Source organism: Sphingomonas sp. FW306-05-A, from assembly GCF_058782275.1.
Map to the genome: position 1 here is coordinate 1,143,468 of NZ_JBYSXN010000002.1, position 19,257 is coordinate 1,162,724.

Annotated in this window: 10 protein-coding genes; 8 read left to right on the top strand and 2 right to left on the bottom strand. The window is 67.1% G+C overall.

What is annotated here, in order from left to right; all coding sequences use genetic code 11:
* Window positions 1-8 precede the first annotated feature (8 nt).
* From AC3WJR_RS14095 to AC3WJR_RS14115, 5 genes are all read left to right on the top strand, one after another.
* Window positions 9-1,373 (top strand): DUF1552 domain-containing protein, encoded by a 1,365-nt coding sequence (locus tag AC3WJR_RS14095; RefSeq protein WP_492725596.1) that lies wholly within the window; start codon window positions 9-11, stop codon window positions 1,371-1,373.
* The gene (locus tag AC3WJR_RS14100) at window positions 1,366-2,751 is read left to right on the top strand and encodes an ankyrin repeat domain-containing protein (protein ID WP_492725597.1); all 1,386 of its coding nucleotides are present in this window, start codon (window positions 1,366-1,368) and stop codon (window positions 2,749-2,751) included. Before AC3WJR_RS14095 ends, AC3WJR_RS14100 begins: the two co-directional genes overlap by 8 nt.
* A 62-nt stretch (window positions 2,752-2,813) precedes the next feature.
* Window positions 2,814-4,283: a flagellar hook-length control protein FliK gene (locus tag AC3WJR_RS14105; protein ID WP_492725598.1), complete on the top strand. Its 1,470-nt coding sequence runs from the start codon at window positions 2,814-2,816 to the stop codon at window positions 4,281-4,283.
* 10 nt (window positions 4,284-4,293) lie between these two features.
* Window positions 4,294-4,977: a flagellar hook assembly protein FlgD gene (locus AC3WJR_RS14110; protein WP_492725599.1), complete on the top strand. Its 684-nt coding sequence runs from the start codon at window positions 4,294-4,296 to the stop codon at window positions 4,975-4,977.
* Window positions 4,978-5,324: 347 nt separating this feature from the next.
* Window positions 5,325-7,304 carry a putative bifunctional diguanylate cyclase/phosphodiesterase gene (locus AC3WJR_RS14115; RefSeq protein ID WP_492725600.1) on the top strand — a complete coding sequence of 660 codons (1,980 nt, stop codon included), beginning with the start codon at window positions 5,325-5,327 and terminating at the stop codon, window positions 7,302-7,304.
* Here AC3WJR_RS14115 and AC3WJR_RS14120 read toward each other — a convergent pair.
* Together AC3WJR_RS14120 and AC3WJR_RS14125 are read right to left on the bottom strand one after the other, a co-directional pair.
* Window positions 7,301-8,257: an acetate/propionate family kinase gene (locus AC3WJR_RS14120; protein WP_492725601.1), complete on the bottom strand. Its 957-nt coding sequence runs from the start codon at window positions 8,255-8,257 to the stop codon at window positions 7,301-7,303. The genes AC3WJR_RS14115 and AC3WJR_RS14120 overlap by 4 nt on opposite strands.
* Window positions 8,258-8,311: 54 nt before the next feature.
* Entirely contained in the window at window positions 8,312-10,723 is a 2,412-nt protein-coding gene (locus tag AC3WJR_RS14125) for a phosphoketolase family protein (RefSeq protein WP_492725602.1), read from the bottom strand.
* Between the two features lie 233 nt (window positions 10,724-10,956).
* Between AC3WJR_RS14125 and AC3WJR_RS14130 the strand changes: the two genes are divergently transcribed.
* From AC3WJR_RS14130 to AC3WJR_RS14140, 3 genes are all read left to right on the top strand, one after another.
* Entirely contained in the window at window positions 10,957-13,923 is a 2,967-nt protein-coding gene (locus tag AC3WJR_RS14130) for a TonB-dependent receptor domain-containing protein (RefSeq protein WP_492725603.1), read from the top strand.
* A gap of 214 nt (window positions 13,924-14,137) precedes the next feature.
* The gene (gene galA / locus AC3WJR_RS14135) at window positions 14,138-16,606 is read left to right on the top strand and encodes a beta-galactosidase GalA (protein WP_492725604.1); all 2,469 of its coding nucleotides are present in this window, start codon (window positions 14,138-14,140) and stop codon (window positions 16,604-16,606) included.
* Window positions 16,603-19,014, top strand: a complete 2,412-nt coding sequence (locus AC3WJR_RS14140; protein WP_492725605.1) for a DPP IV N-terminal domain-containing protein — start codon at window positions 16,603-16,605, stop codon at window positions 19,012-19,014. Before galA ends, AC3WJR_RS14140 begins: the two co-directional genes overlap by 4 nt.
* Window positions 19,015-19,257: the final 243 nt, after the last annotated feature.

The window sequence follows — 19,257 nt, forward strand, 5'->3', positions numbered from 1 at the left end:
AACCCGGCATGATCGTCCTGCGCGCCCCGCTCGCCCGTCGCACGATGTTGCGCGGGCTCGGCACGATCGTCGCCTTGCCGTTCCTCGAGGCGATGATGCCGTCCGCCCGCGCCGCCGACATCGCTTCGCGCCCCAAGCGGCTGCAGATATTCTATTCCCCCAACGGGATGATGATGGAGGGGTTCGCCCCCGTGGCACAACCGGGCGCACCGCTCGCGCCGGGCACGCGACCGCTGGTCCTGCCCCCCACCTTGGAGCCGCTCGCACCACACCGCGACTATGTGACCGTCGTCAGCGGGCTCGGCCATCCCAGCGCCGCCGCGATGGGCGACCGCCCAGCGGGACATGGCCGCTCGTGCCCCGCCTTCCTGACCGGAGTGCATGTCAAACAGACCGAAGGGACCGACATCCGCTGCGGAATTTCAGCGGACCAGGTCTTTGCCAACCACCTCGGCAGCGCGACGCAGATCAGTTCGCTCGAACTCGGGATCGACCAGCCGAGCCTGCTCGGCAGTTGTGACATCAATTACAGTTGCGCCTACACCAACGGCATTTCGTGGCGCAACGCGACGGTGCCGATGCCCGTTACCGCAAACCCGCGCGATGCGTTCGAACGGCTGTTCGGCGACGGCGAGGCGCTCGATCCGCAAAGTCGTCTCGCGCAGCTCCGGCGGCAGACCAGCATGCTCGATTTCGTCCGCGACGATACCGCGCGCCTGTCGAACCGCCTTGGTGCGCAGGACCGGCACAAGCTCGCCGAATATCTCGACGCCACGCGCGACATCGAACGCCGGATCCAGCAGGCGGGCCAATCGCCCGCGCGCGCGTCCGCCGACACAATGGACCGTCCGGCCGGTATTCCGGAATCGTTCGACACGCATGTCCGGATGATGATCGACCTGCAGGTGCTCGCGATGCAGGCGGACATCACCCGCGTCGGCAGCTTCATGATCGGGCGCGAACTCAGCAACCGCACCTATCCCGAGATCGGCGTGCCGGATTCGCATCACATGCTCAGCCACCACGGGCACGACCCCGACAAGATCACCAAGCTGTCGCGGATCAACCGCTATCACATGGAGTATTTCGCTTATTACCTCAGCCGGATGCGCGCGGTGCAGGACGGTGAGGGCACCCTGCTCGATCGCACGCTGGTCCTGCGCGGGTCAGCGTTCGGCGATCCCAACGAGCATGACTTCATGGACTTGCCGATCATCGTCGCGGGCGGACTGGTACCGGGCAACCGGCATCTGATCGCGGACAAGAACACCAGCGCCTCCAACCTGTTGCTCGCCGCGCTCCATGTCCTCGATGTGCCGGTCACGGCGTTCGGGGACAGCAGTGGGCCATTGACGGCGCTCGCACATGGCTGAGCGGATGCGCCGTCTCGCGATCGTCGCGCTGAGCCTGCTCGCGTGCGGCAGTGCCGCCGCGCAGTCCGCGCCCAGCGACGCTGACACCGCACTCGCGCGCGCGATCCGCGCCAACGACGTTGCCGCCGCGCGCGCCGCGCTCGCACACCATGCCGATCCCAACCGTCCACTGGCGTTCCAGGCGACCCCGCTCGGCTGGGCGGTCGACACGCAGAACCCGGAGATGGTCGCCGCGTTGATCGCAGGCGGCGCGCGCCCCAACACTGCGGACATTGATGGCGTCTCCCCGCTCGGGCTCGCGTGCGAACTAGGCGAGCCCGCGATCGTCACGGCGTTGCTGCGTGCAGGCGCCGATGCGCGCACGACACGCCCCGATGGCGTCACCCCGCTCGCGATCTGCGCCCGCTATGGCCCGGAGGATGCGGTGGCGTGGCTGCTCGCGCACGGAGCGGCCCCGGATGCAGTCGATTCGCGCGGGCAGACCCCGCTGATGTGGGCGGCGGCAGGCGCGCGCAGCGAGGCGATTGCGCTGTTGCTCAAGGCGAGGGCGGACGTGAACCGTGTCTCGAAGGGCGGTTTCCCGCCATTGTTCTTCGCGATCAAGGGCGGCGGGGCGGCGGCGACCGAGCAATTGCTCGCGGCGGGCGCCCGCGCCGATGACCGCGGCCCCGAACGGAGCAGCGCGCTTCAACTCGCTACCTACCAGAAGAATTATGCCGCCGCCGTGGTGCTGGTGGGCCGTGGCGGCGACGTCGCAGAGCGCGACCGCGAGGGCTATCAGCCGCTCCACCGCGCCGCCGCCGCGGGCGACACCGCGCTGATCGCCGCGCTGTTGGCGAGCCGTGCAGACCCCAATGCCACGACCGGTCCCTCGCGGATCACCTGGGTGACCGAGGCCAATTTCGGCGTGCCCCCGCCCCCCGTGCCGCCGACCCCGCCGCTGCTGATCGCCGCCGCCAATGGCCATGCGGAAGCGATGGCGGTGTTGCGCACGGGCGGTGCCGACCCGTCGTTCGTCGCCGCCGACGGCACCAATGTCGTGCTCGCCGCCGCGCGTAGCCGGAACGCGGCGACGCTTGCCCTCGCGCTTAGCCTCGCGCCCGACGCCAATGTCGCCGACGCGCAGGGCAACACTGCGTTGCACCTGCTGCTCGGCGGCGGGATGCAGCCCGATTTGCCGGCGATGATCGGGCTGCTCGCCGATCATGGCGCACGGATCGACATCGCCAACAAACGCGGTTCGACCGTGGCCGAGATCGCGGATACCGGCCTGTCTGACGTAAAGGCCGTGTTCCGCGCGCGCTTTCCGGATCGGCCCAACCGCGTGGTGGCGCAAGCGAACCCACGCCCGGCTCCGCGGATCGCCGATCCGCGCTGACGCGACCGGGGGACCATTGGTCCCTCTATGATGAGGCAACGCCAGGCCGATGGGAGAAGCGCGTGCCGCCGGTTGCCGCCGTATCGATCCTGCCATCCGCCCTCACCGTCCAGAGCCCCGTGCCGACGGACGATGGCGCATCCGCCACAGCATTCCGGCAGGCCATGACCGCAAGCGCCGATGCAGTGCCCGACATTGGCGTGCCCCCGACAAACGCGGTGCCCAGCGAAAGCGGGCTGACCCTTGCGGCCACGCTGGCAACCGCGGCAGTGCCTGCAAGCGCCGGGATCACCCCCGCCCCGACCGTGAGCGCGCCCGTGGCTATGCCCGTACCGGACGCCAAGGTGCCAGATCCCGCACCCGCACTCGCTGCCGAACCGATGGCGCCCCCGCTCGCGCCGAGGCCATCGGCTTCCCCCAAGCCACCGGTCGCAAACGCCAGGACCGCCAACCGTCCGGTCGACGCGGCCATGCCGGAAACTGCTGTTTCCCCAGACAGCGGAACGGACGCACCCCCCACTGCACCGGACGCGCCCACCACCACACGCAAACCGGCTGCCCGTGACGAAGCGGCGGCGAAAGCGGGCGATCCCGCTGCATGCGACACCGATGACCACGTATCGGCGGCACCCCCGCTCGATATGATCGGAACCACGACGCTTCCGGTCGCAGTTCCAGCGGCGCAGCAAATCGCCGGTCAGGAACCAGCGACAGCAGGCACGCAGATCCACGGCAGCGCACCCGCCCTCGTCGGCAATACGGCATCGGCACCCATGCCGGACCGCGTCGAAACCGCCGCCCCGCCCGAAGCCGCGACGGACACCGGTACGACGGCACCGGCATTCGCACCGCCGCCGCACAGGTCGCAGGACGCCCCAGCACAATCGTCCGCTCCGACCGAGCATCAAACCACCGCGACGGCCGCACCGCCCGGATCCACCACCGTACCTGCCGCGCAACCCCCAGCCGTGCAGCCGAGCGCCCCGGTCCCCCTCCCCGCGTCCCCGCTCTCGCCACGCCGTCCAATCGACGCGGGCATTGCGCGTGCGGTATCGATCGGGCGGGACGTGGGCGTGGCGATCACGCGCCACGCCACCCGCGATGGCGCCAGCACGCTGACGATCCGGCTCGATCCGGTCGAACTTGGCCGGGTCGAGGTGCGGATGCAGATCGATCCGGCGGGCAAGATGCTCGCGACGATCTCGGCGGAACACGCGAGCGCGCTCGACCTGTTGCGACGCGACGCGACGATGCTCGCGCAGACCCTGTCACAGGCAGGCATACAAGCCGACACCGCCAGCTTCCGCTTCGACACGCAAGCCGGCCCGGGGAATGGCGCGAACGCCGCAGGTGCCGGGAACACGGGCGGCGGCAACGCTGGCGGCAACGCTGGCGGGGGCACTGGCGAGCGTGGCTGGGCGTTCGCGGCCCCGTCGCGCCGCCCCGGCGACGACGCGAACGACTCCCGCAACGCCCCCGCACCAACCCGCGCCGCCCTGCTCGCCAGCGGCCGGATCAATCTCGTAGCTTGAGGACGACCGCATGACCACGACCACCGCCGCCGCCAGCGGCCTGTCCGCCACGACGAAAACCGCGGCACCCCCATCCGCTCCATCCTCGGCACTGACCAAGCTGACCAACGATTCGAACACGTTTCTCAAATTGCTGACCACGCAAATGCAGAACCAGGACCCGCTCAAGCCGATGGATACGTCCGAATACACGCAGCAACTCGTGCAATTCTTGCAAGTCGAGCAATCGATCCAGCAGAACCAGTCGCTGAAGAACATCCTGGCCAAGCTGTCATCGAACGACCTGTCGAACGCCGCCGCGCTGATCGGCCATATCGCGAGCTTCGACAGCAGCATTGCCGGCCTGGCGTCGACCGGCGGGACGACGTGGCGCTTCACCGCCGACCGGATGCCGCAATCGCTCGTCGCGACGATCAGCGACGCCGATGGCAACACGATCGCCACGCAGCCGGTCGATCCGGCGAGCGGACAGGTCACGTGGGACGGCCTGGACAGCCACGGTACGCGCGCGCCAAGTGGAACATACACGCTCGCGCTGTCCGCCAGCGATGCCGCAGGATCGAATATCCCGGTCACGATCGCCGCAGAAGGCGTGGTCAGCGAGGTGTCGGTCGAAAAGGGCCAGATCACGCTACTAGCGAACGGGCAGCATTATGCCGCAACCAGCCTCGCGCGTCTTTCAGCTTCGCGTTAATACTACGGGTCTGCCCGTATCTCTACACCGATCGTATTATAGCCAGGCAAGATGGTCTTACTTATATCGCGAATACAGTCATCGGCCACCATGCGCTCCATCATGTACTGGCCGGGCTCGATCGTCATGTGAGTAGTAGCGTATTACGGATGAACGCCCTGCCCATCAGTTCAACGTTGCTCTGCGGCAACTTTGTCCGCCCGTTCGGTCGTCTCGCCGGATGGTCCCGGTCGAGGATGCGCCGTCGTGACCGTTTGCAGCAAGGCGCAGCATCGCCATTCCTGCGGCTTGAGAACCAGGTGTTAACGCCGTTCGTCTAACGGGATACGTGTTGGGGGTATCGTGTAATGCCGTTTTCCAAATCGCACCTGCCGCCCGGCGAGCAACCGTTGGTGGTTGCCACATTGCTGCACTTCCGGCGCCAGGTGCCGTGGATGTACGGGCTGCTGATCATCAACGCGGTCGCGCTCGCCTATACGCACTCCGGTCTCGCCCCGCGGCTGCTGAGCCACGCGATCCCCGCGATGATGGTGCTGCTGATCGGTTGGCGCATGTTCCGCTGGCTGATGCCGCCGACCCCCGACATGCTGACCGAGGCAGGCGCGCAGCGCGCGATCCGCAAGGCGACGTGGCTGGGGTCGTTCTTCGCGGTCGCTTTCGTCGCCTGGGCGCTGAGCCTGGGCAGCTACGGTGGCCCGTACGAACAGGGCCATGTCGTCGTGTTCGTCGGGACGACCGTGCTCGGCTGCCTGTTCTGCCTGACGCACTTGCCCGGCGCTGCAACCGCGGTGGGCATTCTCGTCAGCCTGCCATTGGTGGCCTATTGCCTGACCAGCGGCAATTCGGTGTTCGTGGCGGTCGGCATCAACGTCGCGCTGGTGACGATCGTCTTTCTCGTCATCCTCAAGGATGCGCATAAGGTGTTCCAAGGGCTCGTCACCTCGCGCAATGCGCTGATCGCCGAGCGGCAGCAGGCACAGCGGTTGAGCGATGAGAACCGGCAGCTCGCGCATACCGATCCGCTGACCAGCCTGCCCAACCGCCGCTTCTTCTTCAAGGCACTGGAGACATTGCTGCTTGCCCGCCAGCGCGACACATCCGACGCGGTTGCACCGTTTTGCGTCGGCGTTCTGGACCTCGACCGGTTCAAGGCGATCAACGACACCTATGGCCATGTCTATGGCGACCGGCTGCTCGAAGCGATCGGACACCGATTGTCGTTGCGCGCCGGTGGCGCGGTGACGATCGCGCGGCTCGGCGGCGATGAATTCGGCGTGCTGTTCGACGGGCCACCCGAACAGGCCGAGCCTGCGATCGCCGCCCTGTGCGCCGCGATCCACGCGCCCGTTGCGATCGACGGCATGGAGGTGACGCTCGGTTGCTCCGCCGGGATCGCGGTCTATCCGGACGCGGGGACGACCGCACACGCGCTGTTCGATCGATCCGATTATGCGCTGTACCACGTCAAGGCGCACCACCGCGGCGGATGCGCGGTATTCTCCCCCGAACAGGAGGCGTTGATCCGGGTCGAGCAACGCGTCGAGGCCGCGCTGCAGGTGGCCTGCCTCGAGCGCGAACTCGAGGTGCATTACCAGCCGATCTTCGACACGCGCTCGATGGCGATCAGCAGCGTCGAGGCACTGGCACGGTGGAAGTCACCGACGCTGGGCGAAATCGCGCCCGCCACCTTCATTGCCGCGGCGGAGCGGATGGGGATCATCAACCGAGTCACGTTGATCCTGTTCGAACGCGCGCTGGAAGGTCTGGCGGCGCTGCCCGACCCGATCGCCCTGTCGTTCAACCTGTCCGCGCAGGACATCATGTCGCCTGCGACGATGCGCGAGATCGTCCGGATGATCGTTGCCACCAACATCGCGCCACGGCGGATCGTGTTCGAAGTCACCGAAACGTCGCTCGTCACCGACATGGCCACCGCGCGCGAGGCGTTGCAACGCTTGCGCAGCTTCGGCGTGCGGACCGCGCTCGATGATTTCGGTACGGGCTATTCCAGCCTGTGCTCGCTGCACGAACTCCCGCTCGATATCCTCAAGGTCGATCGCAGCTTCGTCAGCGGCATGGCGACCGGGCCGGGACGCAGCATGGTTTCCGCGATCCGCAACCTGGCGCAGTCGCTGTCGCTTGAATGCACGATGGAGGGGATCGAGACCGAGACCCAGCTGATCGAGATTTCGCTGGCGGGGTATCGCTACGCGCAGGGGTTCCTGCTCGGCCGCCCGATGCCGATCGACGCATTGTTGATGACGATGCGCGAGCATGCGTTGCAACTGCCCGAGGCAACGCTCCTGGGGATGCGGGGCGCCGCCTAGCCATCCCACGAGGCGCGCAATCGCGCGACGTGCCGCGCAATCTGCCGGTTTTCCTGTGCGGCGATCACGCGGACCGGGATCGCCCCCGCCCAGTCGAGATCGGCCCGGATCGACTGGCGCACCGCTGCATCATGCTCGCCAATGCCCCCGGTAAAGACGATCAGGTCCGCGCCTCCCGACGCAACCGCCATCCCCGCGATCTGCTTGGCGACCGAGCGAGAGAAGATCGCGATCGCGAGCCGCGTCGCGGGGGTATCCGCGGCATGCAGCACGCGCAGGTCCGCCGACACGCCGGACAGGCCGAGCAGCCCGGAGCGCCGGTCGAGCAGATCCTCGAGCGAATCCGCGTCCAGCCCGTGTTCGCGCAGCAGGAACAGCAGCAAGCCCGGATCGATATCGCCCGCGCGCGTCCCCATCACCACGCCGCCCGACGGGGTAAGCCCCATGCTGGTGTCGACCGAACGCCCGCCGCGCACCGCGGTCACGCTCGCGCCATTGCCGAGATGCGCGATGATCAGCCGCTCGGGCACCGTATCGCCCAGCTCCGCCAGGATCGATTCGCACGACAGGCCATGGAAGCCGTACCGCCGTACCCCCTGCGCGCGAAGCTCGGCGGGGATCGGCAGCGTCGCCGCGATCGCGGGCATCGTAGCGTGGAACCCCGTATCGAAACACGCGACCTGCGGCACGCCGGGGTAACGCGCCTGCGCCAGCGCGATCATCGCGAGCGCGGCGGGGCCGTGCAACGGCGCAAAGGCGGAGGCGCGTTCCAGCCGCGCGATCACATCGGAATCGATCACCACCGGCGCGAACAGGTCGGTCCCGCCGTGGACGATGCGGTGCCCGATCGCGACCACGTCATAGGCGCCGATCCGGTCGAACAGCGCGGTGTCCGCCCCGGCATGCTCGATATCCCCCGCGGCCAATCTCGTGCGCAGGGTCGTCGGCGGCATGGACCCCGAACTTGACCGAGGACGACCCACCGTTGAGTGTCAGGATCACGGGGCTCACGGCGCCCAGCGCCAGTCGCGGATCTCGGGCAAGTCCTCGCCATGCTCGGCGATGTACAATTTGTGCCGCTCCATCGTCGCCCAATAGCGCTGCGTCTCGGCGGCAACCCGCCCCTGCAGCCGTGGGATGCGCGTGATCGCATCGAGCGCGAGCCGGTAGCGGTCGAGGTCGTTGAGCACGACCATGTCGAACGGCGTGGTCGTCGTCCCCTCCTCCTTGAACCCGCGGACATGAAAGTTCGCGTGGTTGGGCTGCCGGTAAGCGAGCCGGTGGATCAGCGCCGGATAGCCGTGGAACGCGAAGATCACCGGCGCATCGGCGGTGAACAAAGCGGTGAACGCGCGTGCGTCGAGCCCGTGCGGATGTTCGGACTGGGGTTGCAGCACCATCAGGTCGACCACGTTGACGACGCGGATGCGGATGTCGGGGACGTATTCGCGCAGCAATTGCACTGCGGCGAGCGTCTCCAGCGTCGGCACGTCGCCCGCGCACGCCATCACCACGTCGGGCGTCTCGTCGGCGTCGCTCGCCCAGTCCCAGATCCCCGCGCCTGCGGTACAATGCCGCACCGCGTCGTCGATCCCGAGCCATTGCGCCTCGGGCTGCTTCCCCGCGACGATGACGTTCACATAGTGTCGACTGCGCAGGCAGTGATCCGCGACCGACAGCAGGCAATTGGCATCGGGCGGAAGATAGATCCGCGCGACGCTCGCGGTCTTGGTCGCGACATGGTCGAGGAAGCCCGGATCCTGGTGCGACAGGCCATTATGGTCCTGCCGCCAGACATGCGAGGTCAGCAGGTAATTGAGCGACGCGATCGGTCGCCGCCACGCGATCCCCGCCGAGACCTTGAGCCATTTGGCATGCTGGTTGACCATCGAATCGACGATGTGGACGAACGCTTCGTAACAGCTGAACAGCCCGTGCCGCCCGGTCAGCAGATAGCCCTCGAGCCAGCCCTGGCAGAGATGCTCGCTCAGCACCTCCATCACCCGGCCATCGCGGTCGAGATGCTCGTCGACCGGCGCGGTCTCCGCCATCCATGCCTTGCCCGACACCTCGTACATCGCCTGCAACCGGTTCGAGGCGGTCTCATCCGGCCCGAACAGGCGGAAGTTGGTTGTGTCCGTGTTGAGCGCCATCACGTCGCGCAGATAGCCGCCGAGCACCGCGGTCGCCGCCGCCGTCACCGCGCCGGGCGCCGGCACCGTCACCGCCGAGGCGCGGAAATCGGGGAGCGCGAGCGGGACGAGCAGCTCGCCGCCATTGGCGTGCGGGTTCGACCCCATCCGGCGATGCCCGGTGGGGGCAAGCGAGGCATAGTCCTCGCGGAACTTGCCGGTCTCGTCGAACAGTTCGTGCGCGTCATAGCTGTGCAACCACGCCTCGAGCTGAACGAGATGCTCAGGATTTTTGAAGTCCGCGATCGGCACCTGATGCGCGCGCCATGTCCCCTCGACCGGCTTGCCGTCGACGATCTTCGGCCCGGTCCAGCCCTTGGGCGTCTGGAGCACGATCATCGGCCAGCGCGGCCGCGCACCGCCATCCGACCCGTCCCGCGCGGCGTGCTGGATCTCCGCGATCCGCGTGCAGACCGCGTCGAGCGTCGCGGCGAGCAACTGGTGGACCGCCTCGGGATCGTCGCCTTCGACGAACCACGGTTCGTGGCCATAGCCGTGCAACAGGTCGGTCAACTCTTCGCGCCCGATCCGCGCAAGCACGGTCGGGTTGGCGATCTTATAGCCGTTGAGATGGAGGATCGGCAGCACCGCGCCGTCGCGCACGGGGTTGAGGAACTTGTTCGAATGCCAGCTCGCCGCGAGCGCGCCCGTCTCCGCCTCGCCGTCACCGATCAAGCAGGCGACGACCAGATCGGGATTGTCGAACGCCGCACCATACGCATGGGCGAGCGAATAGCCGAGCTCCCCGCCTTCGTGAATCGATCCCGGCGTCTCGGGTGCGACATGGCTTGGGATGCCGCCCGGCCAGGAGAATTGGCGGAACAGCCGGTCCATCCCGCCACGGCTGCGCTCGATCGCGGGATAGCGTTCGGTGTACGACCCTTCGAGATAGGTGTTGGCGACGATCCCCGGCCCGCCATGCCCGGGGCCGACGATCAGGATCATGTCGAGATCGCGCGCGACGATCACGCGGTTGAGATGGACGTAGAGCAGGTTGAGCCCCGGCGTCGTCCCCCAATGGCCGAGCAGCCGGGTCTTGACGTCGGCGAGGCTCAGCGGCGTCTCGAGCAGCGGATTGGCGCGCAGGTAGATTTGCCCGACCGACAGGTAATTGGCAGCGCGCCAATAGCCGTGGATTCGGCGCAACAGGTCGGGCGACAAAGGCGTCTCCGCGGATGCGCCCAAGGGGCGTTCCTCCAGGCGGGTTGACGAGATCGGATCGGTCATGTGGCTTCCCCGAAAACACCGGCTTTGGAAGGCGTTGCCATGCAGCCTCCGCCCACCGCCGTCTCTTCAGGAAACTACGTAGTCCCCCGCAGACACGCGCCTTTTCTGTCGCTCCCCGGCCACAACGCGCAGCAATCCTTCATTTCGCATATGTGATATCGTATAATATATTTGACATACGATGATGAAGGTGTTGGGTTGGTCATAGAACATTCACCAAGGGGAAACGGAAAATGACGAGCAGCATCGCAAGGGCAAGTCGGCGGGGTTGTGCGGGTGCCTTCGTGGCGATGCTGCTGTCCTCCGCCGCTTATGCGCAGACCGCCCCTTCGGATGCGCCCGTCGTCGGCGGGATCGACCCGACCACCCAGCCAAGCCAGGAATCGTCGGATTCGATCGTCGTCACCGGCACGCGCATCAAGCGCCCCGATCTCGAGAGCAACAGCCCGATCACTTCGGTCGGCAGCCAGGAGCTCAAATATCAGGGTGCGGTCAACGTCGAGAGCGTCCTCAACCGCTTGCCGCAATTCACCGCCGATACCAACGACAGCGTCTCGAACGGGTCGGACGGCACGTCGAACATCAACCTGCGCAACCTGGGCTCGAACCGCGTGCTGGTTCTGGTCAACGGCCAGCGGCTGATGCCGCAGCAAGCGGTCGATCTCAACGCGATCCCCTCGACGCTGGTCGACCGGGTCGACGTGCTGACCGGCGGTGCCTCCGCGGTCTACGGGTCGGACGCGGTCTCGGGCGTGGTCAACTTCGTGCTCAAGGACCATTTCGACGGGCTGCGGCTCGACGTGCAGAGCAGCATCGCGCAGCACAGCAACGGCAACAGCTACGTCCGCGGGCTCATCTCCAAACAGGGCTATAGCAACGCCGACCGCAACGTCGCGGACGGCGGCAAGCAGGATCTCAACGCGGCCTTCGGCAAGAACTTCGCCGACGGGCGCGGCAACATCACGGTTTATGGCGGCTATCGCCATGCCGATCCGGTCGTTCAGTCGAGCCGCGACGTTTCGGCCTGCGCGCTCAACCAGGCGGACGATGCGGGGACCGGCCTCACCTGCGGCGGATCGAGCAACACCACCTTCGGGACGTTCGCGCCGCTCGGCGGGCCGAACCAGGGCAAGACGCTGACCAACAACCGCAACGGATCGCGCACCTGGGTGCCCTACGACAACAGCTACGCGTATAATTACACGCCGACCAACTACATCCAGCGCTCGGACGAACGCTATACCGCAGGCGCCTTCGCCAAGTTCAAGATCGCACCCGCCGCCGAAATCTACGGCAGCTTCATGTACATGAACGACCGGACGTTCTCGCAGGCAGCCCCCTCGGCGCTGTTCCTCGGCACGACCTTCACGATCCCGTGCAACAACCCGCTGATGAGCGCGGCGCAGCAGCAATCGCTGTGCGGCGCGGCGGCGGGGACGGCGGCGACGCAGGACACACTGATCGGCTACCGCCTCGGCGACGAGCAATCGCGCCGCGACAATCTGCGGCATGAGGATTTTCGCTACACCGCGGGCGTCCGCGGCGATATCGGCCACGGCTTCAATTATGACGTCAACTATCTGCGCTCGCTCGTGCGGTTCGACGAGACGTACATGAACAACATCGACAATGTGAAGGCGCAGCGCGGGCTCGACGTGGTCAGCGTCAATGGCGTTGCGACGTGCCGCTCGGTCGTCAACGGGACCGATCCCTCGTGCGTGCCGATCAACGTGTTCAGCCCCAACAGCATCAGCGCAACACAAGCCGAGTCGCTTTTCTCCGAAAGCAACACCGCGTCGCGCAACCTGTTGTCGGTCTTCACCGCCAACCTTTCGGGCGACCTCGGCACCTTCGGGATCGCGAGCCCGTGGGCGACGCGCGGCGTCAGCATCGCGCTGGGCGCGGAACACCGGGTCGAGACGCTCAACTTCACCGCCGACGCGATCGCGCAGCAGGGCGGGACGATGAATGCGGACGGCAAGATCTCGGTCAACGAAGGCTTCGGCGAAATCGAGATCCCGATCCTCCAGAACATTCCCTTCGCGCACGCACTGACGATCAACGGCGCGCTGCGCTATTCGGCCTATACCAACGAGCAGGGGTCGACCGGGATCAAGTCCAACTTCAACGTCTGGACCTACAAGGGCGAGGCGAGCTGGGCGCCGGTGCGCGATGCACGGCTGCGGCTGAGCTACAACCGCGCGATCCGCGCGCCCAATGTTGCCGAGCTGTTCGGGGCGCAAAGCGTCGGCAACGTGGCGGCGCAGGATCCGTGTTCGGGCGCGTCGCCCACCGCCTCGCTCACCGCGTGTCAGCTGACCGGCGTCACCGCCGCGCAATATGGCAGCATCATCCAATGCCCGTCGGATACCTGTTCGTCGCAATATGGCGGCAACAGCGCGGTCAAGCCCGAGACCGCGGACACCTATACCGCCGGGATCGTGCTGACCCCGCGGATGATCAACAACTTCACGCTGTCGCTCGATTATTTCAACATCAAGGTGAAGGATTACATCAGCTCGGTCAGCCCGAACCTGGTGATCAGCCAGTGCGTCGCGACCGGCGACCCTTATTATTGCGGGCTGTTCCGCCGCGACCCGCGCTCGGGCGCGCTGTTCGGCAGCAACGGCTATATCGTCGCCACGACCTACAACACCGGTTCGCTCAAGACCTCGGGGCTTGATCTCACCGCGGATTACACGGTGCGCGCGGGCGGCCTCGGCAAGATCAACCTCAACTTCGTCGGCACGCGGCTGCTCGACCAGTCGCTGGAGCCGTTGCCGGGGCTGGGGTCGTACGACTGCAAGGGCCTGTACGGCTACACCTGCGGCCAGCCCAACCCGACCTGGCGGCACGTGATGCGCACGACCTTGCTGACGAAGCAGGGATCGTCGCTGTCGCTGTCGTGGCGCCATCTCGCGGGGACGCGCCTGTCGTCGCTGTCGGACAATGCGTTCCTCACCGGCACGCCGAGCGTCATCAACGCGCGCATCCCGGCGTATGACTATCTCGATCTCGCGGTGACGGTCGTGGTCGACAAGGCATTCCAGCTCCGCGCGGGCGTCAACAACCTGCTCGACAAGGATCCCCCCGCGATCGCGGCGGGCGCGCTGGCCGCGTTCGGCAATGGCAACACCTATCCGGGCGTGTACGATACGCTCGGGCGCTATCTGTTCGTCGGCGCGACGGTGACGTTCTAAAATGTAGCCCCCGCTTACCAAATGCCCTTCCCCGGCGAAGGCCGGGGCCCAGGAGCGAAGGTCGAGATAACGAAGCGCAGTCGCCCGCAATCTTCTGCCTTTCTACTGGGCCCCGGCCTGCGCCGGGGAAGCGCAATTGGTAAAGCGCACACAGTAAAGCGCATACGATACAAGGTTCGCCCATCCGCCGATGGGCAGATAGAAGGATCACCCCATGCTCGGTCGCCGCGATCTGTTGAAGACGAGCGGGGCGACCGCGCTTGCCGCGGTGCTCCCCCACACCGCCGGTGCCGCGACCCCGGACACCTCAAAGATCACCCAGCCCACCGGCCCGCGCGAGATCGTCCCGCTCGACGAAGGGTGGCGCTTCCATCTCGGCCACGCCTCCGACCCCGCGAAGGATTTCGGCTTCGGCCGCTCGCACGACACGTTCGCCAAGTCGGGGGACGCGGGCACGCCGGTGGTCGAGGCCAAGTTCGATGCATCGGGCTGGGAAGCGGTGACGCTGCCGCACGACTGGGCGGTCGACCTGCCGTTCGAACGCTTCGGCCCGGCCGGGAGCGACGCCGACAAGACCGGATCGTTCCAGGGGTTCAAGCCGCTCGGTCGGATGTGGCCCGCAAGCAGCGTCGGCTGGTATCGCATCGTCCTCCCGCTCCCCAAGGGCGATGCCGGGCGGCGCTTGCTGCTCCAGTTCGACGGCGTCTCGCGCGATTGCCGCGTGATCCTCAACGGCTTCTTCGTCGGCGCGAACGACAGCGGCTACGCACCGTTTGAGCTCGACATCACCGATTTCGCAAAGCCCGGCGAGGACAATGTGCTCGTCGTCCGCTGCGACGTCAGCCTCGGCGAGGCCTGGTCGTATGAAGGCGCAGGGCTTTACCGCGCGGTGCGACTGGTCAAAACCGCGCCCGTCCACGTCCGCCAATATGGCGCGACGGTGCGGACAACCGTGGGCGCAGACGGCGCGACCACGCAGATCCTGACCGAGATCGTCAACGACGGACCCGCCACCACCGCACACGTCCGATCGATCGTCTCCGACGCCACCGGGCGCACGGTCGCGACCCTGCTGTCGGACCCCATCACGCTTCCCGAATGGGCGACACTGACGGCGACCCAGCAGACACTGATCGCGCGGCCCACTCTGTGGTCGCTCGAAACGCCGCACCTCTACACGCTCACGACCGAGATCCTCGTCGGCGGCGTGGTGGTCGATAACGACCAGACGCACTTCGGCATCCGCACGCTCCGCTTCGACGCGGACAAGGGCTTTTCCCTCAACGGCCAGCCGGTCAAGATCAAGGGCACGTGCAACCACCAGGACCACGCCGGGGTCGGCTTCGCGGTGCCCGACAGCCTCCACGTCTGGCGGCTCGAGCAACTGAAGGCGATGGGCGCCAACGCCTATCGCTCGACGCATCACCCCGCCGCCCCCGCGATCCTCGCGGCGTGCGACCGGATGGGGATCCTCGTGCTCGAGGAAACCCGCCAGATGTCGAGCAACGCGGAAGCGATGAGCCAGCTCGACCGGATGGTGCGGCGCGGCCGCAACCATCCGAGCATTTTCCTGTGGAGCATCGGCAACGAGGAAATCCACCGCGGCACCGAAACCGGCGCAAGGATCGCCGAGACGATGAAGCGGCGGATCTACCAGCTCGACGGCACGCGGCTGGTGACCGAAGCGTTCAACGGCAAGTTCGGCGAGGGTGCCTCGCGCGTGCTCGACGTGATGGGGTGCAATTACTATCTCGACGCGACCGACGGCTATCATGCCAGCCACCCGACCGTCCCGATGATCGGCACCGAGACCGGCAGCACGGTGATGACGCGCGGCGAATATGCCCGCAACGACGCCGAAGGGTTCGTCCCCGCCTATGACAAGGACTACCCGCGCTGGGCGACCACCGCCGAAAAATGGTGGAGCTTCTATGACGAGCGCGCCTTCCTGAGCGGCGGGTTCGTCTGGACCGGGTTCGACTATCGCGGCGAGCCGACGCCGTTCGAACGCTGGCCCGAAAACGTCTCCAACTTCGGCCAGATGGACCTGTGCGGCTTCGCCAAGGATAATTATCATTATTACCGCGCGTGGTGGGGCAGCGCGCCGGTGCTCCACCTGTTCCCGCACTGGAACTGGCCGGGGCGCGAGGGCAAGCCGGTGTCGGTCTGGGTCCACAGCAATTGCGCCGAGGTCGAGCTGTTGCTCAACGGGCGCAGCCTCGGGCGGAAACCCGTGGTGCGCAACCGCCATCTCGAATGGGACGTGCCCTATGCGCCCGGCAAGATCACCGCGCGCGGTTTCCGCGACGGTCGCCAGATCCTCACCGCTGAGCGCGCGACCACGGGTGCGGCGGCGCGGATCGGCCTGAGCAGCGACCGCCGCCGCCTCGCGCCGGGCGAAGTCGCGGTGGTGCGCGCAGCCGTGCTCGATGCGCAGCGGCGCGAAGTGCCGACCGCGTCCAACATGCTCCACTTCGCGCTATCGGGGGATGCGCGGCTGCTCGGCGTCGGCAATGGCGACCCGCGCAGTCTCGAGCCCGATCATGCGACCCGGCGGTCGGCGTTCAATGGCCTGTGCACGGCGCTGATCCAGGCTGGCCCGCGCGGCGGACCGATCCGACTGGAAGCGCGCGGTGAGGGGCTTGCGCCTGCGATGTTGCCGCTGATCGGGGCGCGCGCGTGATCGCGTCGCGTGCGGTTCTGGCGCTGTTGCTGGTCGCGGTGCCGGGTACGGCGCTCGCCGCCCCCGACGAGGCTGCTTTCCGGCGCTCCATCGGTCTCCGCCGCGCGTGGCAGGATCTGACGCGCGAGGTGGCGGGGCCCGCGCACTGGACGGCGGACAGCCGGGCGTTCTCGTACCGCAAGACGGTCGCGGGCGGGTTCGCGTTCGAGACGGTCGATGCGCGGACCTTGGCGAAGCGGCCGTCGTTCGATGCGGCGCGGCTTGCCGCGGCGCTGGGGGCCGCGCGGAAGGAAACGCTCGATCCGCTGCACTTGCCGTTTGCGGAGTTCGACCCTGGCGCGGAGGCGGGGACGATCCGCTTCGCGCTCGACGACGGGGGATGGCAGTGCGACGTCGTCGCATACCGCTGCGCCGCCGATGCCCCCTCCGGCTTGCGCCCGCGCGGGTTCGGCGTGGTGCGCGATCTGTCGGTTCCGGCGGAGAACAGCCCGAAGACGTCGCCGGACGGGCGTTTCACGGCGTTCGTAGAAGGCGACAATCTGGTGCTGCGCAAGCTACCTAAAAGCCCCTCCCCTTCAGGGGAGGGGTTGGGGTGGGGAAGTCCAGCAGACCGACATCTCGGTGAGACACGCCCCACCCCCAACCCCTCCCCTAAAGGGGAGGGGCTTGCACACTCCCCCGACCTTCGCCTCACCACCGACGGCTCCCCCGGCAACTTCTACGACCCCGAAACCCTCCGCTGGTCCCCTGACAGCCGCCACATCCTGATCTACCGAGTCCGCCCCGGCTACCAGCGCCACGTTCTCCGCGTAGAATCCTCCCCCGCCAACCAGCTCCAACCAGCCCTCCGCACCCAGCTCTACCCGAAACCCGGCGACGCGATCGACCAGGAGCAACCCGTCCTGCTCGACGTAACGACCGGCAAGCAAACCGTAATCGACCCCGCGCTCTTCCCCAACCCCTACCAACTCTCGCCCCCGCGCTGGCGCAGCGACGGCAAGAGCGTCGCGTTCGATTACATCCGCCGCGGCTTCGGCCAGGCGCGGATCATCGCGGTCGATGCGGACACGGGCACGCCGCACGCCGCCGTCACCGAGGACGCCAAGACCTTCGTCTACGCCGACCGCCGCTTCGCTTATGAGGTCGGCGGCAAGGGCGACGAGATCGTCTGGGCGTCCGAACGCGACGGCTGGAACCACCTCTACCTGATCGACGGTCGCACCGGCCGCGTCCGCAACCGCATCACCACCGGCGCATGGGTGGTGCGCGACGTGCTCAAGGTCGACGACGCCAAACGCCAGATCTGGTTCGTCGCCAGCGGGATGACGCCGGGCGAAGACCCGTATTTCCGCCACGCGTACCGGATCGACTTCGACGGCAAGCACCTGACCGCGCTCACCCCCGCCAAAGCCGACCACGACGTCCGCTTCTCCCCCGACATGACGCATTATATCGACACCTGGTCGCGGGTCGATCTCCCCAACATCAGCACGCTCAACCGCGCGAGCGACGGCACGGTCGTCGCGACGATCACCCGCGGCGACGACACCCAACTGCGCGCCGCCGGTTTCCGCCCTCCGCAAGTGTTCGTCGCCAAGGGCCGCGACGGCGTCACCGACATCTGGGGCGTGGTCGTCCGCCCGCGCGACTACGATCCCGCCAAGAAATATCCCGTGATCGAGAACATCTACGCCGGCCCGCACGACAGTTTCGTGCCCAAGGGCTATTGGCCGTTCGGCTTCCATTCTGGCGGCGACAAGGTGATCGGGATGCAGGAGCAGGCCGATCTCGGCTTCATCGTCGTCCAGATCGACGGGATGGGCACCGCCAACCGCTCCAAGGCGTTCCAGGACGTCGCGTGGAAGAACCTCGCCGACAGCGGCTTCCCCGACCGAATCCTGTGGCACGAGGCGCTGGCGAAGGCCGATCCCGCCTATGACATCAGCCGGGTCGGCATCTACGGTGCCTCGGCGGGCGGGCAGAGCACGCTCAACGCTTTGATGTTCCACGGCGATTTCTACAAGGTCGGGGTCGCTTATGCGGGCTGTTACGACAACCGGATGGACAAGATCAGCTGGAACGAACAGTGGCTCGGGTGGCCGGTCGATGCGAGCTATGCCGCCGCGTCGGGGGTGGACCATGCCGCGCAATTGACCGGCAAGCTGCTGATGATCGTCGGCGAGCAGGACAGCAACGTCGACCCCGCGTCCACGATGCAGGTCGCGAACGCGCTGATCAAGGCCGACAAGGATTTCGAGCTGCTGGTGGTGCCCGGCGGCGAGCACAGCGTCGGTCGCTCGACCGGCCCGATCGACTATGTCGCGCGGCGGCAGTTCAATTTCTTCGTGCGCAACCTGGCGGGGGAAGCGACGTCGGCGTGGAATGCCACGCCATCGTCATCGCGGTAACAGCCCCCACCCCCCGTTCGGGCTGAGCGAAGTTGAAGCCCCCCGCGCAACGCTAGCCCTTCGACTTCGCTCAGGGCGAACGGAAGATGCGGCTATGCCGAGACAGGCTCAGCACGGCGCCAGCCTCCCCTCCACCGACGCAGCGCCAAGCGGAGGTGCCCGCGTAAAATGCCACGCTATCGTCATCACGGTGCCAGCCCCCAACCCCCGTTCGGGCTGAGCGAAGTCGAAGCCCCCCGCGCA